Origin of the sequence: Flavobacterium glycogeni, from assembly GCF_048286775.1 — a bacterium.
Taxonomy (GTDB): Bacteria; Bacteroidota; Bacteroidia; order Flavobacteriales; family Flavobacteriaceae; genus Flavobacterium.
In genome coordinates this window covers 96,123-119,333 of the sequence record NZ_JBLVPV010000009.1, presented here as the reverse complement: position 1 = coordinate 119,333, position 23,211 = coordinate 96,123, and the positions used below count along the sequence as shown (strand labels likewise).

Annotated in this window: 11 protein-coding genes; 2 read left to right on the top strand and 9 right to left on the bottom strand. The window is 37.9% G+C overall.

Annotated features, from left to right (window positions below; all coding sequences use genetic code 11):
* Positions 1-84 precede the first annotated feature (84 nt).
* The gene (locus ACNQGX_RS09510) at positions 85-786 is read left to right on the top strand and encodes a CoA transferase subunit A (protein ID WP_417975684.1); all 702 of its coding nucleotides are present in this window, start codon (positions 85-87) and stop codon (positions 784-786) included.
* A 2-nt stretch (positions 787-788) separates the two neighbouring features.
* Positions 789-1,448: a CoA transferase subunit B gene (locus ACNQGX_RS09505; protein WP_417975682.1), complete on the top strand. Its 660-nt coding sequence runs from the start codon at positions 789-791 to the stop codon at positions 1,446-1,448.
* A gap of 69 nt (positions 1,449-1,517) precedes the next feature.
* Here the strand turns inward: ACNQGX_RS09505 and ACNQGX_RS09500 are convergent, their stop codons facing one another.
* From ACNQGX_RS09500 to ACNQGX_RS09460, 9 genes are all read right to left on the bottom strand, one after another.
* Complete coding sequence (locus ACNQGX_RS09500; protein WP_417975680.1) at positions 1,518-3,716, bottom strand: TonB-dependent receptor plug domain-containing protein; 2,199 nt, start codon at positions 3,714-3,716, stop codon at positions 1,518-1,520.
* A 50-nt stretch (positions 3,717-3,766) separates the two neighbouring features.
* Complete coding sequence (locus tag ACNQGX_RS09495) at positions 3,767-4,273, bottom strand: hypothetical protein (protein ID WP_417975678.1); 507 nt, start codon at positions 4,271-4,273, stop codon at positions 3,767-3,769.
* A gap of 214 nt (positions 4,274-4,487) precedes the next feature.
* Complete coding sequence (locus ACNQGX_RS09490; protein ID WP_417975676.1) at positions 4,488-5,810, bottom strand: hypothetical protein; 1,323 nt, start codon at positions 5,808-5,810, stop codon at positions 4,488-4,490.
* A 189-nt stretch (positions 5,811-5,999) separates the two neighbouring features.
* Positions 6,000-10,640: a discoidin domain-containing protein gene (locus ACNQGX_RS09485; protein WP_417975674.1), complete on the bottom strand. Its 4,641-nt coding sequence runs from the start codon at positions 10,638-10,640 to the stop codon at positions 6,000-6,002.
* Positions 10,641-10,883: 243 nt separating this feature from the next.
* A complete protein-coding gene (locus tag ACNQGX_RS09480; RefSeq protein ID WP_417975672.1) occupies positions 10,884-14,948 on the bottom strand; it encodes a LamG-like jellyroll fold domain-containing protein in 4,065 nt (1,354 codons plus the stop codon).
* A 248-nt stretch (positions 14,949-15,196) separates the two neighbouring features.
* A complete protein-coding gene (locus ACNQGX_RS09475; RefSeq protein ID WP_417975670.1) occupies positions 15,197-19,267 on the bottom strand; it encodes a LamG-like jellyroll fold domain-containing protein in 4,071 nt (1,356 codons plus the stop codon).
* A 504-nt stretch (positions 19,268-19,771) separates the two neighbouring features.
* Positions 19,772-20,860 (bottom strand): DUF5007 domain-containing protein, encoded by a 1,089-nt coding sequence (locus ACNQGX_RS09470; RefSeq protein WP_417975668.1) that lies wholly within the window; start codon positions 20,858-20,860, stop codon positions 19,772-19,774.
* 121 nt (positions 20,861-20,981) lie between these two features.
* Complete coding sequence (locus tag ACNQGX_RS09465) at positions 20,982-21,641, bottom strand: fasciclin domain-containing protein (protein WP_417975666.1); 660 nt, start codon at positions 21,639-21,641, stop codon at positions 20,982-20,984.
* Between the two features lie 31 nt (positions 21,642-21,672).
* Entirely contained in the window at positions 21,673-23,208 is a 1,536-nt protein-coding gene (locus tag ACNQGX_RS09460) for a RagB/SusD family nutrient uptake outer membrane protein (protein WP_417975664.1), read from the bottom strand.
* Between the last annotated feature and the right edge of the window lie 3 nt (positions 23,209-23,211).

The window sequence follows — 23,211 nt, the reverse complement described above, 5'->3', positions numbered from 1 at the left end:
AAAATTAAATCCTGATGTTCTTAGTAATATAAACAGACTTGACTCTTCTTTAAATTAAAATTCGACAAATAGCAACTCATTTTTATGATTAACAAAAAAGTAAACAACGTTCAGGATGCCCTTCAAGGAATTGAAAATGGGATGACCATCATGCTTGGCGGTTTCGGATTATGTGGTATTCCGGAAAATTCCATCGCCGAATTAGTAAAAAAAGAAACTACGGATTTAACGTGTATTTCAAACAATGCAGGTGTAGATGATTTTGGTCTTGGATTGCTTTTGCAAAAGCGTCAAATCAAAAAAATGATTTCTTCTTATGTAGGAGAAAATGCTGAATTTGAACGCCAGATGCTTTCCGGAGAACTCGAAGTGGATCTTATCCCTCAAGGAACTTTAGCAGAACGTTGTCGTGCGGCACAAGCCGGAATTTCTGCTTTTTTCACACCAGCCGGTTATGGAACTGAAGTAGCCGAAGGTAAAGAAGCACGCGAATTCAACGGAAAAATGCACGTTATGGAACACGCTTTCAAAGCTGATTTTGCCATTGTAAAAGCATGGAAAGGTGACGAAGCCGGAAACTTAATTTTCAAAGGAACCGCAAGAAACTTCAATCCATGTATGGCTGGGGCGGCAAAAATCACCATCGCCGAAGTAGAAGAGTTATTACCTGCAGGAAGTTTAGATCCAAATGAAATTCATATTCCAGGAATACTTGTAAATAGAATTTTTCAAGGTGTGAAATATGAAAAAAGAATTGAACAAAGAACCGTGAGAAAAATTTTCTAATTATGGCTTTAGATAAAAATCAAATTGCAAAACGTATTGCAAAAGAATTAAAACACAACTATTACGTGAATCTCGGAATCGGAATTCCAACATTAGTGGCTAATTATATTCCAGAAGGAATTGACGTTGAATTTCAAAGCGAAAACGGTGTTCTGGGTATGGGTCCATTCCCTTTTGAAGGAGAAGAAGACGCTGACTTAATCAACGCAGGAAAACAAACCATAACTACTTTGCCCGGAGCAAGTTTCTTCGACTCAGCATTCAGTTTTGGAATGATTCGTGGACAACATGTTGACTTAACGATCCTTGGCGCGATGGAAGTTGCCGAAAACGGTGATATTGCCAACTGGAAAATCCCCGGAAAAATGGTTAAAGGAATGGGTGGCGCAATGGATTTAGTGGCTTCTGCCGAGAATATTATTGTAGCCATGATGCACGTTAACAAAGCCGGTGAATCAAAAATTCTAAAAAGATGTACACTTCCGCTTACTGGCGTGGGTTGCGTTAAAAAAGTGGTAACTGAATTGGCCGTTTTGGAAATAACACCAAAAGGTTTCAAACTATTGGAACGCGCACCGGGTGTAACCGTAGAACATATCATCGCTTCCACTGAAGCAGATTTAATTATTGAAGGTGAAATTCCGGAAATGATTATTGATTAATAAAAATTACGAAATATACAAAGCCCGCAATTTCAATGAAATTGCGGGCTTTTATTTGCGGTTTAATTTCTAAAAATTGTATTTCCCTCCAAGATAAATACTTCTTCCGCCAGCATTGATTCCAGAAGCAAAAGTCCTGTATTGCGTATCTAAAATATTTTCAACACCGGAGAAAACAGTGAACTGTTCCGTTAAAGATAATGATCCTTTCAAATTATAGGTTTCCCAAGAAGGCATCCCATTTTTTGGAGCATATTGCAAATTATCTTCTCCACTGGGGGAGTAATTGCTCAACTCTTTTTTTCCGTTATACAACATATACAAATCCAGGTTTACTCGTTTACTTTCATATTTAAAACCTGTTTTCCCGTAAAATGGAGCGATATGGTCTAAAGGAAAATTTCCCGCCGCATTTTGGACTCTACCGTGAGTAAAGTTGAAAGTGCCATAAAACAAGAATGATTTTGTGATATAGCTTCTTAAGGTCGAAGAAATTCCGGCAATATTTCCTTTTCCTTGATTTTGATTGGCATAAATAAGGCTATTTTTTCCTTCATAAACAATCGAAGATTGGCCGTTTAACGTGAAAGCACCCGTTACTATTGCATCATACAGTCTTGTGTAATAAAAAACATTTTCAAACTGAAAACGCTTTCCTTCCCAAAAAGTAATACTCAAATCAGCCGTTACTGACTTCTCAGGCTTCAAATCTTTGTTTGGCACAATTAAAGTTCCTGCTGCCGATTCGAATATTTTTGCTAAATCATCAATGTTTGGAACTCGAAATGCAGAAGCTAAATTAAAACCTATTTTTGTGTTTTCACTGGCATTATTTACAATTCCAACGGCACCGCTATAGGTGAAGTTTTTTTGTGAAACGTTAGCATAAGGTAAATTCAGAAAATTGGTTGAAATTTCGCTGTTCAAAGTGGCGTAACCCGCTCTGGCACTTGCATTGTACGAGGCCGTTTTGTTAATGTTATTGCTGTAGGAAGCAAAACCTTCGGCTCTAAAAGTATTGTTTTTTCCATCCGGATAACGCGAATCAGTGATGCCTTCAGCATTAGTTAAAATGTTTCTTTTAATTCCCGAAGATTTCAAATTATCATAATATACATCGGCACCATAAATAAAATCACCGTTTCCTATTTTTGTTTTAAAATCAGAATTGATGGCAAATATCGAAACTTTTTCGACCCTTGAACTTTGGGTTGGATTACCAAAATTACGGGTAATTCTACTTTCTTCGATGTTTTGATAACTGGCAACCAAATTCATATCACTGTTCAAGAATGCCTTCTTTTTGTCTAATTTATAAGCAGAAAGTAATCTTTTTTGTGGGCCATAATTCCAAACTGCAGATTTAAATTTTCCGTTTGAACCCAAATCAGTTAGCCTGTCATATCTCGGAATGTCTGATGTGGTAGAATATTGTAAATTTAAACTATGTCGCGTGCTGTTATTTTGCTGAAAAACAATTTTTTGCATAAAATCATATTGTTTGTATCCAGAAAATTTTTGCACATATTTGTCGTCATTGGCAACTTTAGTGTCAACACCATCATTGGTTACCACATAAAAAGGTCTTTCTCCAAAAAAATCATTGGAACCATTTTTATGTTTTCCCATTTTTAAATCCCCATAATCATTATAGGAGAATGAAGTTAAGGAACCCCATTTTTGACCCGCAAAGTTGAAATCTAAATGACCTGATTTTCCTTGGTTTGCAGAGTTATAACTCGTTAAAGCAGTTCCGCTAAACTTTTTATTTTCCGTATCGGAAAGCAATTTTGCATTTTTAGTTTGTAAATAAATGGCTCCGCCAAGCGCATCACTTCCGTGAATAGTAGACGATGGTCCAAAAAGCACATCTACATTCTCGATCATATTTTTATCAACAGTAACTATGTTTTGCAAATGTCCAGCTCTGTAAATTAAGTTATTCATTCGGATTCCATCAACGAGTAATAAAATTCTACTGGATTCAAAACCCCTAATAACAGGACTTCCGCCACCCTGCTGTGATTTTTGAACTGCTAAAGTCCCCGAATTCCCTAACACATCGGCACTGGACTGGAAATTATTAAACTCGATTTCTTTTTTAGAAATACTTTCAATTTGTTGGGTAATTTTTCTTTTTGGTTTTGCAAATCGTTGTGTACTTACAACCACTTCATCTAATCCTATTGAGTTTATGGTGTCTTTTTTGGTTTGGGAAAACCCCGCCAAAGAGCAAATACAAACCATTACGGTTATTGTTTTTTTCATGTTTGTGTAATTAATTTTGTTTAAAATAAATGCTTCAAAAAAAAACAATTTTAACATGGAGGATCAAACAGTGAATCGATAAATGATCTGGTTTTTAAATTAAATTGGGTATTATGATTTTCAATTGTATTACTTTTAAAATCGATTTTAAAACCAAAATTTATGTTGTGTTTTTGTACAAGGTGTTTAGAGATAAAGGTGCGTTTTTTCGCTGAATGGTTTGTTTTATGTTTATTGAAAATTTGAGAAATCACTAAACGAAATTCATTCTCCAAATCATCTTTTACCACTTTTGCGATAACTTCCGAACGAAATTTTTGAAACGAAATCACATCATAATAAGCATTATTGTGTTTTATTTCTTTTTTATTCGAAAAGGCTCGCCATTCTTCCCAAGAGAAGGTTATTGTTTGGCTGAATTTGATTTTTTGAATTTGATTTTCGTGCCTTATTTTTTGAATTTGACTGAATAAATCACCTGAATAGGCCAAAAAAACGCCAGTACTATATAATGAAATGACTACGAGAATAACTAGTATTTTATTTTTTGGGAACATTTATATTTGTGATTTCAAGATAAAAATTAAACCTGTTTGCTGTTTCATATAATAAACTAAAAAAGTTTCTTAAAAAGAACATCATCATAAATAATTATGATGATGTTTTTTTGACTTACAAAACTATATTATTTCACGATACGTTTTGTACAAAATGTATCATCTTGGTTGTTTTGTCAGCAATAAACACCTACTAGCTAAATAGCCTCTCGTTTTACTTTCCATTGAAAGGGACTTTTACAATAACGGTTTCCCCTTTTCCCTTTATATTAGTCATACTTTGTATAGTCCATAAATCAAGAAGATTGTCGCCATCAATAATACTACCGCTATAATCTCCCCATGACACTCCATCAGTGGCACCTTTGCCTTCACCTGAACTTACAATTTTTCTTATGGTCCCCAAACGGTCTTTTGCCATTCTAAATGCAAATCGTGGACTAATAAACGAATTATTATTTACTTCCTGAAAACCAACCAAAACATCATTTTTTTTATTTACGGCAATCGTTGTCTGAATATAATTGGTGGTATCGCTTTTAATCAATCCTGTCTGTACTATATCTCCTGTAACAGCATTTATTTGATGCCACTGCACCGCTGAACGTCCTTCGCAATTTACAGCTTGTGAAAACCAAATACTTCCATTTTGATACACCAGGTTTTTGGGATTGCGATCACCGCTGGAAACTTTTTGTTCTGTGCCCTTTTGTGGAGATTGCGGAGGGTAATCGATGTATTTTAAACCGTGCGGTTTTTGGGATACAACCAGACAATAGGGTTGCCCATTTGCATCTTCTGATACTTTTCGGATTACAAATTGATCGTTTTCGATATCAAAAAAATACAAATCATCAATGGCATCCTGCACAAAAACGGGATGTCCTAAACTTCCTTTAAAATGATAAATAGTAGCCGGTTTACCCGCTTTGGCATCAGCCATACGCAAAACAAAGGTATTTTCTTCTCCTCCGGGATAAGAATAACCGATCCATTTTTTACTATACCCAATACCGCCACCATCAACTTCCTCCGTTCTTGAAACGGGATAAATATTCCACGCACCTGTTGGATTACTGGTTTCCGAAACGGAAATATTTACCGGTTTTGTCTTTGCTGCATCGTAATACCACCATAAATCAAAAACAAATACCTTGTTGTGGATATCAAAAAACATTTTGGGATCTATCCCATTATTAAAACATTTTTGAGAAACGCCTTGAACAAATTTGCCTTTTTTATCATAAATCATCAGTCCGCTGTTAGTTCCTTCCAGCACATAATCGCCCCCTACAGCGATTTGCGGATCTATCTGCCTGTTGCCATCCATGGAGCCATTAAAAACCTGATAGCCATTTACCACTTGTGGGTTCCCTCCTTGTTTGCGTTCAGGACATTGATTGCCGTTGTTGAAATCTACCTTGTGTATTGGGTTCACCCTTTCGGTTTTTGAAGGACGTATTGTATCGATACTAATTTGAGCATTAACCTGTACAAATAGCATTAATAATAAATACGTTAAGCATGAGTTTTTCATTATATTTTACATTTTTTAGTTATTAGAGTTGTTCCAGAATTCTGGCCCCACCTTTTTTTCAGATGCCGTTAATCTATCTGATTGCTTTTTGCTATAAACCTGCAAAAACCATTGAATAATTTGCAGAAAACTGGGAGTTTTAAAAAAGCCGTAAATTTCTTTACGGCTTTAATCTACCCATTGAATTTTTTATTCCGCTATAACCTTGCGAGTTATAACATTGTTATCTACAATAACTTTTACAATGTAGATTCCGGTATTGTATACAGGAATTGTATTCAAGCCTTTAAAAATTTCTTTTGTTTCAACTTGATGTCCCATTATATCATAAATGAATACTTTACCATCATTTTGTTCGCCGCCAAGGTCTATTTTTATTTCGTTACGATACGAATAAATAGAAACATCAACCGCTTTGTTGTTGTCTATTGAGGCAACACTCAGTACAACTGGATTGATACTTATGTTTACAGTATAGTCTTCGACTTCGCCATTCGTGAAGGCTTCACATGGGCCTGTTAAAGCAGTACTGTATTTTTGCATCACTCTCATTCGGGTTTGTCCGGTTAGGGCTGTCGTCAAAACGGTGAACGAACCGGTTTTTGTTGTTTTACCATTCACATTAATTACAAGTTCTCCAACATCTGTAAATACGCCATTGTGATTGTAGTCAATATACACTCTCCAATATTCGGTACGTGTTGTTCCTTTTGGTGCAAGTAAGTACGTTGTGGAAGCCCCTGAGGTTAACGGAATTACAGTAGACGTATAATTGCTGTATGTAGAACCTACAGAAGTTTTAGTTGTAGCTCCTATTGTTACCGTTTTGATGTAATCGTTAGTGAAGCTTGTACTCTGCGAAGCGCAATACGTTAGAGGCGCCGTTACTGTTATGTAAGCGGTTTTTGTCATGGTATTGTTTCCAGCCGAGTTGGTTGCCGTAAGTGCAACTGCGTATGTTCCAGCTGTATTGTAAGTAACTGTTGGGTTCTGAGCCGTACTGGTTGACGGTGTTCCTCCAGTAAATGTCCAACTCCAAGAAGTAGGCGTATTGGTTGTTAAATCAGTGAATGTAACTGCCTGTCCAGTAGTAATAGCCGTTGCACTGCCATTAAAATCTGCAACCGGAGGCAGATCGCCAGCCAGCTTCATTTTTATTTCGCCCACAGCAGTCCATGGATTTCCATTCACTTCAGACAAGGCTCTAAGGCGGATATAACGAACGCTAACCGCTGTAAAGTTCAACGATTTTTCCACTGCGTCGTTAGCCCATGTGCCAGAATTTGTTAAATTCCAATTTGTGCCATCAGTACTTACATAAAACTCATAATTTGCAATACGACCGTTTGCACCGTTTTGTCTTGGAACATAATTAAAACCGTTCACATTGTAGTTCGTCCCCATATCAATTTGAATTTCATGTGGAGGCGACGGATTTGTAGAAGACCAGTTTGTGCCCCAAAAAGTGCTGTTACTGCCATCAAAAGCATTCGTAGCAGGGGTAGTTTCACTGGATATTTCCTCGCTGTCTACATATTTTAAAGACCAACCTGTTTGAGGAACAAAAGTGCTTACATTAATGTATGAGTTTTTAGTTACGATATCTGTTCCGGAGGCACTAGTAACAGAAAGTGTTACTGGATATATGCCTTCAGTGCTGTACGTGACTGTTGGGTTTTGTGCGGTACTCGTTGAAGGCGTACCGCCTGGGAATGACCAAGACCAAGATGTTGGGTTGCCAGCCGATTTGTCTGTAAAATTTATGGATCCGTTTGGCATTATCAGCGTTTTATTGGCCGTGAAAGCCGAAATTAAACTCGTTGATCCGTTAATGCCGATTTCGGAAGCTTTACACCAATTTGTTCCTGTTTGTTGTGATAACGCTTTGAATTTAAAGTAACGGGCTGTAACCGGTTGCGAAAGCGTCACTATTTTCTCGCCTGAAGTTGCAGCATAATTTCCAGTTGCAACTGCGGTTCCCCAATTTGTTCCGTCTGTACTTACATACCATTCATATCCTTTCACATCCCCATTGCTGTTTGTGAGTTGTCCTTGATATTTGAACGATTCGATAGCAATTGTAGCCCCCATATCAATTCTAATTTCATGAGGATAAGGCGGATTTGTTGATGACCAGTTAGTTCCCCAAATCGTATTGTAGTCGCCATCAATTGCATTAGTGGCTGGTGTGCTTTCAGATGCTGTTTCCTGGCTATCATAATACGTTACAGTCCATCCCGTTTTTGCAATAGCACCTACGGTACGTACACGCACGAAATCAGTATAAGTACGAGAGTTGGTACCATTGGCATCAGTCACCGTTAAAGACACACTTTTGTCACCGCCAGCAGCATAAGTGACAACTGGTTTTTCAATTGTTGAAGTGCTTGGTGTTCCTCCAGGGAAACTCCAAGAATAGGTCGCATTAGCCAAGCAAACTGACATATCGACAAATTGAACGGGTTTTCCAATTTCAACTACGAAAGAAGGAGTTGAAGGATGGGCCACTGGTGCAGATGCGGAATATAAATCACTTTCCCAAATACCGGTTTCTCCGGCAATGCGTAGTTTCGCTTTTGCATAATTGATTTTGATCCAACCCACATGAGTGGCTACCGGCAAATTAGTGCTGAATGCAGTCCAATCAGACAATGAATTGTCGCGATAATAAATACCGGCATCAGTACCAATATAAACACCGCCAGCTGTTCCCATTTGGCTAACTATGCAATTTACAGCATACGAAGGAAGAACCGTTCCGGAATAATTGGTCCAAGTAACACCACCATCAGTTGATTTACCAACTTTTACGGTGCTTTGTTTTTGACCAAAAGTGACCCAAAGCACCGATGGATTGGAGCCATCAACTGCAATATGACTAATCGTTTTACCGGCACTGATGGAACTCGGCGAAACATCTGCCCAAGTAACTCCACCATCAACGGTTTTATTTATGGTATTTCCTGTACGGGCATAAATAATTTTATTGTTGGTAAGTGCCACAATATAGTCATCCACATTCGTTTGAAATGTTTTGCCTTGCTCAAAGCCCGAAGCATTGGTTGTACTCACATATACCTTACTGCCATTTGTACCGTATACCTGTTCATAGTAATCTGGGTCGTTCATATCGTTTTTGCCCTTATAAATTTGAGCAATTGAAATACTCGCGGGTGCAGTCATTCGGTTTGTTGAACGTGTAAATCTTGCATTCCCCCAAGGATGGGCATAGATATAGCGGTCATCTCCTTTGTTTACGAAAGCTTCGCCTGCATCGGCACCACTTAGAGGATACCAACCGGTATAAATAGAATCGTCGCGTAGCGTTGATGGCCCGTGATACATACCAATGGCCATAATGTCGCTTTTCCAACCTTGGTCAAATCCCCAAATGCATTGCGATTGTATTCCGTTATCAACAGTGTGGTCGTAGGTTGCGCCATTGTCAGTAGATTTGAAAATACCACCGTCACCGGCAGAATAGATTGCAGTCCCTTTAATCACAATACCGTGTACATCAGAGTGAGGACCGTATTTTGCATTATTGTTCGGACTTACTGTCCAGGAAGTACCACCATTTGTGGAAACGAACATATTATAAGCTCCCGTAGCCATAAGATTGGGATCCGTATCCGAAATTCCAAATGCCTGATTCCAACCTCCTTGCCAGAAACTATCGGTAAGATCAGCCGTTATATTCATTCTGGAAAACGATACGCCTCCATCAGTAGACTTATAGATATCATATGTTTTACTGGTTGCTGTTGATGTTTGTTTGCATATCAAATGCACCCATACATTGTTTGGCGCAGCCGGGGTAACAGCCAAAAGAGCAAGATCTGTGGTGTAACCGCTAATCGATGTCGGATATCCGTTAGTGATTGATGCCCAGGTCGTACCAAAGTCTGTCGAACGACGAACTTCCCACCAGGATCCGTTTTTAACAGTCGCCAAAACTACATTTGGGGTACTCGGCAATGCCCTAAGATCGCGTATCTCATTGCCAAATGTAACGTTAGTCCAACTCGCTCCGCCATCGATAGTTTTGTAAAGACTATTGCTGATTCCGAACAATACTGTATTTGGGTCATCGGTTTTTACTTCCATGGTCCAAATTTCATTCCCTCCTGGGTAAGCAGCCGTATTGTTGTACGAAGTCATTGTCCATGTGGCACCTCCATCGGTTGATTTCAGGACTCCTTGAGAACTTGCCGCATAAACAATTAAAGGATTTGACTTGCTATAAACCACCGCGCCAAAATGACGGGCCAACAGGTTCGTTCCAACTTGTGTCCAGGTTACACAATTGTCTGTAGTACGCCATAAGGTACCGCCGTCAATAAAAGCGGCAATCATCTGGTTACTATTCGATGGGTTGATAGCAAGCATATTGCATGTCCCCTGTGTATAACAACCCGCGCCCCAGTTAGGGACCATGTCGGGTGTTACATTGATACGTGACCAATTTGCGGTGACACTCTGTGTTCTATTTGTATTACTCTTTTTCTTTAAATCGTTGGCATTTTTATTTTGCTTCCCGACATTCCCTTCACTATCATAATTACTTCTTACGATATGTCTTGTCCAAAACTCGTAAGCGCGGGTTTCTTTACTCTTCACAAAACTATTGGTAAGGAAATAAGTATCGTATGCTTTCTTAACCTTGAATAGGTTTGTTTCCGGAGCATTCATTAGTTTATACCAATCGGCATTGGCATGCATACTTTTTAGGTTTTTACCCTCAAAACCTTCTCCCTCCGAATCCTGCGACCAAGATTTACCAGACAGGAGAAGTAAAATAACACATAAGATTGTAAATTTTTTTTTCATAATTTAAAATTTTTAAGTATTCATTAATTTCAAATATTTATTTTTTAACATCATGTTTTGACAATAATTTTTTTTCAAATTATCCTATTTCTGGAAGTATACTTCCTTTTCATTTGTGATTTCCAATATAAAAATCAAACCTATTTGGCTTTTCAGCTCATTGATAAAAAACTAAACTCACTTGAACTTAAAAAAGACCCCATCATAAATATGATGGTGTCTTTTCAACCAACCAAGACAATATTATTCCACAAGGAGTTTTGTACTAAAAGCATCATTTTGGTTGACAATTTTCAAACTGTATACCCCAGTGGACAAGTTAAGTAACATCTCGTTCACACCTTCTTTTAATGTAGCATTTATCATTAATCTTCCTAGACTATCGTATACAAACACTGTCGAATTTTTCCATTCTGCCGGTACCGATATTTTTAGGGGAGTATTACTTTTTAAAGGATTTGGATATACGACCGGCATTCCGTTAGTTTTAATTTGATTTTGTTTTACCGAAAGTGTTGCATTTTGTCTTAAAGCTGAAGCATTTTGACTCAATGTCATCTGTCCCAGAGAAGTCAAAGTAAGTCCTGTTGAAAATGTTATTGCGGCACTCGTTCCGGTTCCGGTTCTGGAATCGCCGGTATCCAAAGCCGTTCCCCAAGTTGCACCAAAATCATTAACATTCCTTTTATATAATTTATACGTGCTTGCTACGGATGACGAAGTATTCAACGCATTATCAGTAAATTTTAATGCTGATAATTTGGTAAATAGTTGGTTGACACCATAATTATCTACAGCCCAATAGGTATTGAAATTTAACAAAGCATCCGGTAATGCGTCTGGGTTGACAGTCGATTTAGAAACCCAAACATCCCCATTAGGTACTTTGGGATTTGCGAACGTCATGGACAATCCTGTTGTAGAAAAGTTTTTCACTCCGCTAGTCGTAACGCTGATTTTCTCACTCACCCCACCAAATACTGGAGCGGTAGAACTATCATGGCTAAAGGTGGATCCTCTATACGATAAATAACCACTTCCTGCCTTGTTCATCGATATTGAGCCTAAGTCTTCATTAAACTGATAATACGCCACTAATCCTGTTAGGATAGGATTTCCGGCATTGCTTTTTGTTAAGTGCCTCCATTTTCTGATTTCATCTGTTGATAAAGCCCTGTTCCAGAAGCAAACCTCGTCTATTTGAAAATTAGCAACACGATCATTGTACCCTCTGCCATAGGTCCCCAAGAATAGGTTAGTTATGGTTTCTGTTGGAATCGTTCCTGCAACACTGCTTGCAACACCGTTGACGTAAATCGTTACATTAGTACCGTTGCTAACCAATGCAACATGGGACCACTGGTTTGCAGGAGCAATTAACCCCGAACTCCAACTCCAATTGGGATGAAATCCAACGGTATTATTTCCATTTAAAAAGTTCATACCAAAGGCATTTGGAGAATCTTGAGCCATAAAAACAGCGCTATAATCTGTTTGAATTCCGTTTGGTTTTATCCAACAAGAAAAAGTCAAAGCATTATTACTAAGGCTTAGATTTGAAACGTCCAGATAATCCTGCCCTGCTGCCCCTTTTAAATTTGCTGCCTTTCCGGGAATGGTCTCTACTGCCGAGGTTCCGCATTGATTCAACACCTCAACAATTTCAGTTATGGTTTGGGTATCCGTTCCGTAAGCATCTGTTACCGTAAGTGTGGCATTATATTTACCATTAGGTGCATTGGCATAGGAAACTTCAGGGTTTTCAAGCGTTGATGTTGCCGGTGTTCCGCCAGGGAAACTCCATGACCAAGTGGCACTTGCATTACGAACGGTCGAATAATCTTTGAACTGCACTTTCTCAACCTGAGAACAGGTTACTTTACTTGTACTGGCAGAAATTTGCGCTTTTGGCGGAGAAATTTCATATAAATTATTCTCAAAAGCGCCTCTTGATGTCCCAATTTTTAGCTTGTTTTCATTATAATTGATAAACATAAATCGAACATCTGTTTGTGGCAATCCGTTCCCAAGCATAACCCAGTTAGCCATGGTATTATTTCTATAATAAATACCGCTTTTATTCCCTACATATACCCCGCCATTTGAACCTCTTTGAAAAACAATTTTCGTATTTGGATTCGTTGTCAAAACAGACTGGGTAAGATTAGTCCAGGAAGGAGTTCCTGTCAAAGCATTACTAGTTTTTAACACCTTGCATACCGATTGTACACCACTGTAAGTAATCCAGACTTGATTCGGGTCAACATCGCTAACGGCGATATCAGACATATTGGTCATATTACCACTAGCCGCGAGAGATGGTGTTATGTTAGTCCAGGTTACCCCCGCATCTGAAGTTCTCCAAAGCTTGTTGTTAGTCAATCCCTCAATAACATACATATATTTCGGGTCGGTCATGCATATTTTTTCCCTAAAAACTTGACTGGCAAATGTTTTAACTATGGCAATACTATTCCCGTTGTCTTCGGTTTTTATAAGCGAATTTTTCCAAGTGGCAAGATTTACATTTCCTGTTGGATACTGCCCCGCATGGTGCGTAATCATGGAGTAATAATAATTCGGATGGAATTCAATTGAATTGAAATAAGAATAAATACCTCCTAAATCCAGAAAATTGGATTCGTTTATCAAAGTATGGACTCCTGTTCTAAAATATCTGTAATTACTGTACCCTTGGCTGTAAATATACCTGTCGTCCAAAGGATTTACATCGGTATTGCCTTGATCAGCTCCTGTCCCATTATACCATGTAAATCCATTACCCGCTTCTTTAATCATAACCGGTCCATGATTGGCTCCTCCAGCTACAAGATTCGTTTTAAAAGCCGAACCAAAACCCCATAATTCATGATTACTGATGCTGTTTGTTATCGTAGTGTTTGTAGCTCCTCCGTCCAAAGACACAACAGATTCCCCATCTGTACCTATCATTACTCTGTTGTTCACCATATCCAGTGATCTGAGATCGGAGTGTATCGGGGTGGTGGCTTCTGTAAATGAAGCCCCATTATTTATCGAAAACCAATTTTTCTGGTGGCTATATGACCCAAAAACCAACTTGTTCTCATTGGTTCTGTCCATTGAAACATCACCATGATGCACCTCTTTTGGAAAAGTTCCTGAAATCATATTAACGCGTTTCAGTTCTTGTACACCCGTAGTAGCATTTAGTTTGTATAATTGTACCGCATGATGACCATAGGAATCCGCCCCTGTACCAATTGCAACATAAATGGAAGTCGCATTATTTGAAGGAAGCAATAATTTTGCCCAACCTATCACTTGACCATTTGCGGTAGGATCCAAGGTTATGGTTGACAAAATATTAAAAGTTAGTCCTGAATCAGTAGAACGGTAAATAGTCGAAACATTGTTGTTTGTAGTACTGATAAAATAAACTGTAGCCGTATTTGTTGTGCTCCAATCCAACATTTCGCTATTTGCAGAACAATCTCCAACTACATAATAATTAGACAAAGCAGTAACTATGCTTGTCCAAACTGTCCCTCCATCAGTAGTTCTGTATATCTTATCACCCCATCTGGCTACCACTATATTAGGATCTGTTGGAGACACCGCAATATCATAAGCTGTACCTGTATAAGCTGTATTAATCAATGTGGTAGAAGTCCAGTTTAATCCCCCGTCTATCGATTTCAGGAGTTGTTTACTACTCAAAGCATACACCGTATTTGGGCTGCCTGTACAAACATCAATATCCCTATACGCTTCATCTGGAAAATTGGAATCAGTTAATGTCCAACTTGTTCCCCCATCAGCAGTCATCCATAATCCACCAGTCACAAATGAAGCAAACATTTTTTGGGGATTGGTAGGGTCAATTCTATTGAGATACACATAACCTCCATGGTTTCCTCTTCCAGAGTAGGTTGTAGTGGCGCTATTTACAGGTCCAAGCAAACCCCAACTACCAATAGTGTTAGTTGTTGTACCTGTCAAAATAGTATTGGATTTAACTTTCGATCTCGACGCATCAAATGGTGGCCGCGATTGTACCAACCCCTCTTTATCCAAATAGAAAATATTTTCTTTTATCCAAGATTCCCCTATCTCCCGTGATTTACTCTCCTCCCATCTGTGATTTCCAAAATAGGCATCAAATTTTTCTTTAATTTTAAAATAATCTGCCCCTGGTTTCATTCCAGTAAACCAGGCTTGACTTTTGTGCTTTAATTCGTATTTTATATCTTCTTTCTCTTCTTCTCCCTTTTGAGAATAGGATAAATTCATTCCTAAAAGCAAGGAAATTAGTAGTGCTTTTTTCATAATTTAAAATTTTTAAGTATTCATTAATTTCAAATATTTATTTTTTTAATATCATGTTTTGACAATAATTTTTTTCAAATTATCCTATTTCTGGAAGTTTACTCCCTTTTCATTTGTGATTTCCAATATAAAAATCAAACCTGTTTGGCTTTTTAACCAATTTTATGACAAAAACTAAGAAAGTCTCTTAAAAAAGACATCACCATAAATGAATATGACGGTGTCTTTTCAAACTAACTAAAACAATATTATTTCACAAGGAGTTTTGTTCTAAAAGTATCATTTGGACTGATAATATTTAAATAGTAAATTCCAGTAGAGACGTTAAGTAACAGCTCGTTTACACCCTCTTTTAATGTGGCATTTATAATTAATCTTCCCATGCTATCGTATACAAACAATGTTGAATCTTTCCATTCTGCCGGTACCGCTATTTTTAAGGGAGTATTGCTTTTTAAAGGATTTGGATGTATAGTCGGCTTTTCGTTAGCAATAATTTGATCTTCTTTTACAATACGAACGGTCTTTTGAAGAGCCTTCTTTTGAGAATCTGCCTCTTGGCTCAACGTCATCTGACCGAAAGAAGTTAAATTAAGCCCCTTTAAAAATGTTATTGCTGCATTTTTTGATGATCCGTTTTTAGAATGGCCTGTATCTATAGCCGTTCCCCAAGTTGGACCAAAATCATTGCTATTTCTTCCAAATAATTTAAATGAACTTGCAGATGACTGGATATCAAAAGCATTATCAGTAAAAATCATTTTTTTTACTGGATCAAACGTTTGGTTGATACCATAGTTATTAATAACCCAATAGGTATTAAAACTTAATGAACTATCTGGTAATTGGTCTGGATTTATTGAGGATTTTGAAACCCAAATATCGCCATCAGGCAGTACCGAATCATTGAATAGTATCGATAAACCCGTTGTGGAAAAATCTTTTACCCCTCCAGTCGTAACGTTAATTTTCTCACTTACCCCTCCAAATACTGGAGCGGTAGAAATATCGTGACTAAACGTCGACCCTCTATAGGATAAATAATCGCTTCCTGCTTTGTTTAAAGATATTGAGCCTGACTCTTCATTAAACTGATAATACGCCACTAATCCTGTTAGAATTGGGTCCCCATCATTACTTTTTGTTAAATGTCTCCATTTTCTAATTTCGTCTGTTGATAAAGCCCTGTTCCAGAAGCAAACCTCATCTATTTGAAAATTAGCAACACGACTCGTGTATCCTCTTCCATAGGTTCCTAAGAATAGGTTTGTTATAGTTTCCGGTGGAATAGTTCCTGCAACGCTGCTCGCAACGCCATTAACGTATATGGTTACACTTGTCCCGTCGCTAACCAATGCAACATGGGACCACTGGTTTGCAGGAGCTATTAATCCTGAATTCCAACTCCAATTAGGATGAAACCCAACCGTGTTATTTCCGTTTAAAAAGTTCATACCAAAGGCACTTGAAGCATCTTGGCTCATAAAAATAGCGCTGTAATTGGTTTGAATTCCGTTTGGTTTTATCCAACAAGAAAAGGTCAAAGCATTTTTATTGAGGTTTAAGTTTGAAAGTTTTAGATAATTTTGCCCTGATGCCCCTTTTAGATTTGCGGCTTTTCCGGGAATCGTTTCTACTGCCGAGGTTCCACATTGATTCAGGACCTCAACAATTCCAGTTATGGTTTGGGTATCGGTTCCGTAAGCATCGGTAACTGTAAGTGTGGCATCGTATTTACCATTTGGTGCATTGGCATAGGAAACTTCAGGATTTTCAAGCGTTGATGTTGCCGGTGTTCCTCCAGGAAAACTCCATAACCAAGTGGCGCTTGCGTTACGAACGGTTGAATAATCTTTGAACTGCACTTTCTCAACTTGGGTACATGAAACTTTAGCGGTACTTACAGAAATTTGCGCTTTTGGTGGAGAGATTTCGTATAATTCATGCTCGAAAGCACCTCTTGACGTACCTATTTTTAGCTTGTTTTCATTATAATTGACAAACATAAACCGAACATCCGTGTTTGGCAATCCGCTTCCTAGCTTAACCCAATTCGGCATGGTGTTATTCTTATAATAAATACCGCTTTTATTCCCAACATAAACCCCTCCGTCTGAACCTCTTTGAAAAACAATTTTCGTGTTTGGATTCGTCGTTAAAACAGACTGTGTAAGATTAGTCCATACGGGAGTTACGGCAGCTGCATTACTTGATTTCAACACCTTACAAGTAGCTTGTACCCCACTATAAGTAATCCATACTTGATTAGGATCAACATCACTAACGGCAATATCGGACATATTGATCCTGTTACTGCTCTCCGCAAGAGAAGGTGTTATATTAGTCCAGGTTATCCCCGCATCTGAAGTACGCCACAGTTTATTGTTAGTTAATCCTTCAATAACATACATATATTTCGGATTAGTCATGCATATTTTCTCTCTAAAAACTTGGCTAGCGAAAGTTTTAACAATAGCAATGCTATTTCCGTTGTCTTCGGTTTTTATGAGTGAATTTTTCCATGTGGCAAGATTTGCATTTCCTGTTGGATATTGCCCCGCATGATGCGTAATCATCGAATAATAATAATTAGGATGGAATTCTATTGAATTAAAATAGGCATAAATACCTCCTAAATCCAGAAAATTAGATTCGTTTATTAAAGTATGAACTCCTGTTCTAAAATATCTGTAATTGCTATACCCTTGACTATAAACATACCTATCGTCCAGCGGATTTACATCAGTATTCCCTTGATCTGCCCCGGTTCCATTATACCATTCAAATCCATTGCCCGCTTCTTTAATCATTACCGGTCCATGATTGGCTCCTCCAGCCACAAGATTCGTTTTAAAAGCCGAACCAAAACCCCATAATTCATGATTACTGATACTGTTTGTTATCGTAGTGTTTGTATTTCCTCCATCTAAAGACAAAACAGATTCTCCGTCGGAACCCACCAATACCCTATTGTTTATCATATCAAGAGAGCGAAGATCTGAATGTTGTTCGGTTGCACCCTTAGTAAATGAAACTCCATTATTTGTCGAATAATAATTATTCTTATGACTATACGAACCAAATACCAACTTATTCTCATCATTTCGATCTATAGCAATATCACCATGATGTATCTCATTAGGAAAAGTTCCTGAAATCATATTAACCCGCTTCAATTCTTGCGCACCCGTAGTGGCATTTAGTTTGTACAAATGTACCGCATGGTGACCGTAAGCATTTGCTCCTGTGCCCAAAGCAACATAAATTGAAGTCGCATTAGTTGAAGGAAGCAACAATTTTGCCCAACCTATCACTTGACCGTTTGCAGTAGGATCTAAGGTTATAGTAGACAAAATGCTAAAACTTTGTCCTGAATCTGTAGAACGGTAAACCGTCGACACATTGTTGTTTGTGGTACTGATGAAATAAACTGTAGCTGTATTTGTTGTGCTCCAATCCAGCATTTCACTATTTACAGAACAATCCCCAACAATATAATAATTTGGCAAACCAGAGACTATGCTTGTCCAAGTGGTTCCACCATCGGTAGTTCTGTATATTTTATCACCCCATCTTGCAACAACCATATTTGGGTTCGTTGGAGATACCGCAATGTCAAAAGCTGTCCCTGTATAGGCTGTACTCGTTAATGTTGTAGAAGTCCAGTTTAATCCTCCATCTACTGATTTTAGGAGTTGTTTTTTACTCAATGCGTATACCGTATTTGGACTGCTTGTACAAATATCAATGTCTACATACTTTTCATCCGGAAAATTAGAATCGGTTAAGACCCAACTCGTTCCTCCATCCGATGTTACCCATAGTCCACCCATTAAAAATGAGACAAACATTTTTTGGGGATTGGTAGGATCTATTCTATTGAGATACACATAACCTCCGTGGTTACCTTTTCCGGAGTAGGTTGTAGTGGCGCTATTTACAGGTCCAATCAGACCCCAACTACCAGCAGTTCTGGTTGTTGTCGCAGCAAATACGTTATTAGTTTCAATATCCGCTCTTGATGTATCGAACGGCGGTGGGGATTGCACGAATCCCTCTTTATCCAAATAAAAGATATTTTCTTTTATCCAGGATTCCCCTAATTCCCTGGGCTTGCTTTCTTCCCATTTGTGATTCCCAAAATAGGTGTCGAATTTTTCTTTAATTTGAAAATAATTGGCCCCTGGTTTCATTCCTGTAAACCAAGCTTGATTTTTATGACTTAGTTCGTATTTTATATCTTCTTTCTCTTCTTCTCCTTTTTGAGAATAGGATAAATTCATTACTAAGAGTAAAGAAATTAGTAGTGTTTTTTTCATATGTAGATAATATTTGTTCATTATTGGAATATGGAATTCGCATATCTTCATCGGTGTTTACATCGAGTTTTCGTTATGCTCATTTCATAATTTAAATTTATAAGTTAAGCAACTTGTAATTTAGTGGTTGGTTAATTAGGCAATAGTTTCATTTTATTAATTTCAAAAATGAGGTGTAATTCTTTGAAAAATAAATCAATACCATTTAATCTTTCTTTTTACTGGAATAAAAACAGTATCTATTTGTCATTTCGACGAAGGAGACTCGAACGAAGTGACAAAATCACAACAACTTAACCCGGTAAATTTTATGCTAAAATGAATTAAGCCGATTATCCAGGTTAACTAGAATATCAAACTTTTCGGTTTTTCAGCTAATTTTAAGGCGTGAAAAACTATGCTACTTGAATTTAATCAAGAACATATACTAAAAAAGACATCATCATAAATAAATGCGATGATGCCTTTTCAACTAACCAAAAAAATTATTGTCTTAAAATAAGACTATTTCTTAATTGTATAAGGATGTCTCATTGTAAGCTCATAAGTACCGGTGTCATTGATTTTTATACCCCATCTAATGTAACCTCTGACAACGATGTTTCCATTGGCATCTTTAAAAGGAGCATAAAACGAATCCGGTTTCACACCCTTTTCCGCTTCATATGCAGCCCTGTCAAAACTATAGGCATCATTTGTAGTTAAATAATACATTAAATAGGCATTAGTCCCTGTATATGTTCTGGAATATTGCGGAAACGGTGGAGCCGGAAGCCCAAATGTGGTTCCGTCTGCACTTACTTCAGGCGTGATCGTGTTGTCGTGGAAATTAGCCAAAACAGCTCCACCGTTGACAAAAAAGATGACCTTCGAAGGAGATATAGCATTATTTTTACTATCTGTAGTAATCATTTTTACTTTTATCCCCAAAGCCGGTTCATTAATTACCTTCTTAATGGAAAAATATTTGTCTGTTCCATTCATAACATTTGGAACTTTCGTGTCAAATTCATTTTCAATTCTATAATCCAAGGCGATAGTTGTAGCTCCGGTAGTTTGATTTATAAACTGTGTGATACAACGGGTCGTAGTTGGGAATTCAACCGCCTTAAAAGGAGTCATCTTTATATTCGTAAACTTTTCCAATTGACGTTCGCCACGAACATTTTTAGCACTCACATTCACAATAAAATGATCGTTTACAACATTCTTTGTTGCCTGTGTGAAAGTAAACTGCCCGCTCACCGGATTCATCAGAATGGCTGGTTTTTTCTTTAATTCCAATTTTTTCATCGCCAGTTCCAAGGTGGTATCCGTTCTGGGATCAAAAGGGCTTTTCCACAATAAAATCTCATGTTCTTCCTGCAACTCAGTTGTAGGCTTGCCGTCTTTATCGGTAATACTGGTGATTTTCCATTCCAACGGATAGGTAGATCCTTCAACAGCAGGAATACTGCTGTGCATAAATATGCCGCGGGGAACAAACATTGAATCCTGCAATGAATGTATATCATCGCTGAGATAGCCAACTTCTGGCCGTTCACATGACAGCCCAAATACGGCTAGTATAAAAAAACAGATTATCTTTTTCATAAGTATATATTATTTATTATCAAAAGATCAGATGAAATAAGTCATAATAAAACAGCTCTTCTTATGACCTATTTCAAATATCTCTTTTTGGTTATTTGGATTAACTTATAACTCTTTTATTTTAAGGAGTTGGTATATAATTCGAGAATATATGATACCCCTGAAGCACATGGATGATACCGTTAGTGGATACTAAATTAGAAGTCCTGACCACTGTTTTCCAGTCACCCTCTAACGGGTCATCAGAAATATTATCGGTAGGATCCCAGACAGCTCCACCTTTGAAAGTATAAAACACATATTCCGGAAAATTATCCAACTGGCCGGCATATTGCGCTACTGGCTCCAGTGAAAGCAGTCGCTCTTCCCCGCTAAGGGTTTTATATATCTTTCCCTGTTTTACCAGTTTGCTTCGATCGATAGTCTCGTTAAAAATATAATTCCCTAACATTACTTTTAAATCCGCCACAGGAATATCATTTACGGTAAAAGTTGCCTGCGGATCTAATTTCAATTTTTTGACTAAAATGTAATTGACATATCTTTTGATCGATGAATTATTTGGCGCAAAAAGAGTCGTAGATTTGGCATTAACGGCAGCAATCATGTCAGCTCTTTCGATTAACAGGGCCAAAGTATCCAATTGTTTGTTTGATTTCAAGAAATCATAAGTGCTCATTTTTACATTCGAATCGGCCACACCTCCATCAACGAGATAATCGTCGTTGGAACATGAATACAGACTGAATAGCACAATTAGTAATAATATTGTATTTTTCATAGTGAATATTTATTGTTTACTTTAAACTAAATTACAATTTCCCTTTCCAGTAATCGGTTTGGACAATTGCCGGGTTGATGGATATAATGTCAGGGTGAACCGGCCAGAAATAACCTTCCTTGGCATTTCTCGCTGGATTAGCCCAGTTCACTCCGGTAAAATAATTCATTCTGATTCGGTCAAAACCGGATTGTCCTTCCCCTACCAACTCAATGGCTCTTTCGTCAAAAATTGCCTTGGTAAGTGACGTTCTATCTGTAGCTCCCATATAATCAGGTACATTGGCTTTACTTCTGATCGTGTTGATATCAGCTACAGCCGCTCCAGGATTATTCAATTTCATATTCGCCTCGGCTCTAAGAAGATAAATATCGGCCAATCTGAAAATCAAAATATTCGATTCCGAAAAAGTGGCATAAGCATCCGAAGCATTGGGATCCTTTGTTCGTTGGGAATATTTTCTAAGATAAGATTCAGGTTTTGTATTGTATTCCGAGAAAAATAATTCTTTACGCTTATCATTGTCTCTGCTATTATCAGAATCCATCATCAAAGATCCGTAAAAATCAGGATCAATTAGAGGAGCTGAACCACTGTAACCAAAAAATATTGGATAATTCAATGTCAATCCGGTATGAGTGTTGTCACCAGCGCTTACCCTGAAAGATTCATTTACATCAGAACTGATATTAATTTCGAAAAGACCGGTTTTGGACTGTCCGACACACATCGCATTAAATCCGTCTTCGCCCTCAGACACATAATCAATAAGAGAGGCATTACTGTTGTTGATTACCGAAGTGGCTGCAGCAATTGCTTGGGCAATCATTTGTGGATTGTCATTGTCTCTGCTGGCATACCATAAAGCAATGTGCGCTTTCAAGGCCTCGGCACTTCCTTTATTTGCCTGAATGGCCCATCTAGGTTGCCCCGGTGAAGAATATTGCAATAAACCGATGGCTTTATTGGCCGCTTCAAGAGCATGAGCCAAAACTTTTTTCTCATCTTCCCTGGGCTTGGTTACAACATAACCGTCTTTAATCAATTGATCTGAAGTCTCAATCACTTCGGTAACAATGGGCACATCACCCCAAATACGGGCCATATAGAAATACGACAACGATCTGATAAATGCCGCCTCACCAATAATTCTGTCTTTTTCAGCTTTCGATTTAAATTTACTGTCCGGCATCTCACTGACGTGTTTTTCGATAGCCAGCGCCCAGTTGGCGGCTCTGTAAAATCCTTTCCAGTTACGGGTATTGTCCCTGTATGCCAATACATAATTACCGCTCCCTTCAATATAATCCGTGATCCAGTTTCGGCTGTTCATAAAGGTCATTCCCGTAAACTCACCCCAATACAAGAAAGCGGTATCGTCTATTAACGTGTTTTTTAACAATCCATAACAGCCCGCAACTGCCGATTCCGCATTGGGTTGATTGATCCAGAAGTTATCGGGAGTGGCAATATTTAAAGGCTCCTGATCCAACATATCCGTACAGCCTATCATGCTGAACAAACCCAAAACCAGGACACTTACTTTAATTTTTATATTTTTTTTCATTTT

Excerpts from the sequence above, each read along its gene's own strand:
- ACNQGX_RS09460 (WP_417975664.1), bottom strand. The coding sequence starts at position 23,208 with ATGAAAAAAAATATAAAAATTAAAGTAAGTGTCCTGGTTTTGGGTTTG.
- ACNQGX_RS09500 (WP_417975680.1), bottom strand. The coding sequence starts at position 3,716 with ATGAAAAAAACAATAACCGTAATGGTTTGTATTTGCTCTTTGGCGGGG.
- ACNQGX_RS09490 (WP_417975676.1), bottom strand. The coding sequence starts at position 5,810 with ATGAAAAACTCATGCTTAACGTATTTATTATTAATGCTATTTGTACAG.
- ACNQGX_RS09505 (WP_417975682.1), top strand. The coding sequence starts at position 789 with ATGGCTTTAGATAAAAATCAAATTGCAAAACGTATTGCAAAAGAATTA.
- ACNQGX_RS09475 (WP_417975670.1), bottom strand. The coding sequence starts at position 19,267 with ATGAAAAAAACACTACTAATTTCTTTACTCTTAGTAATGAATTTATCC.
- ACNQGX_RS09495 (WP_417975678.1), bottom strand. The coding sequence starts at position 4,273 with ATGTTCCCAAAAAATAAAATACTAGTTATTCTCGTAGTCATTTCATTA.
- ACNQGX_RS09480 (WP_417975672.1), bottom strand. The coding sequence starts at position 14,948 with ATGAAAAAAGCACTACTAATTTCCTTGCTTTTAGGAATGAATTTATCC.
- ACNQGX_RS09510 (WP_417975684.1), top strand. The coding sequence starts at position 85 with ATGATTAACAAAAAAGTAAACAACGTTCAGGATGCCCTTCAAGGAATT.
- ACNQGX_RS09465 (WP_417975666.1), bottom strand. The coding sequence starts at position 21,641 with ATGAAAAATACAATATTATTACTAATTGTGCTATTCAGTCTGTATTCA.
- ACNQGX_RS09470 (WP_417975668.1), bottom strand. The coding sequence starts at position 20,860 with ATGAAAAAGATAATCTGTTTTTTTATACTAGCCGTATTTGGGCTGTCA.
- ACNQGX_RS09485 (WP_417975674.1), bottom strand. The coding sequence starts at position 10,640 with ATGAAAAAAAAATTTACAATCTTATGTGTTATTTTACTTCTCCTGTCT.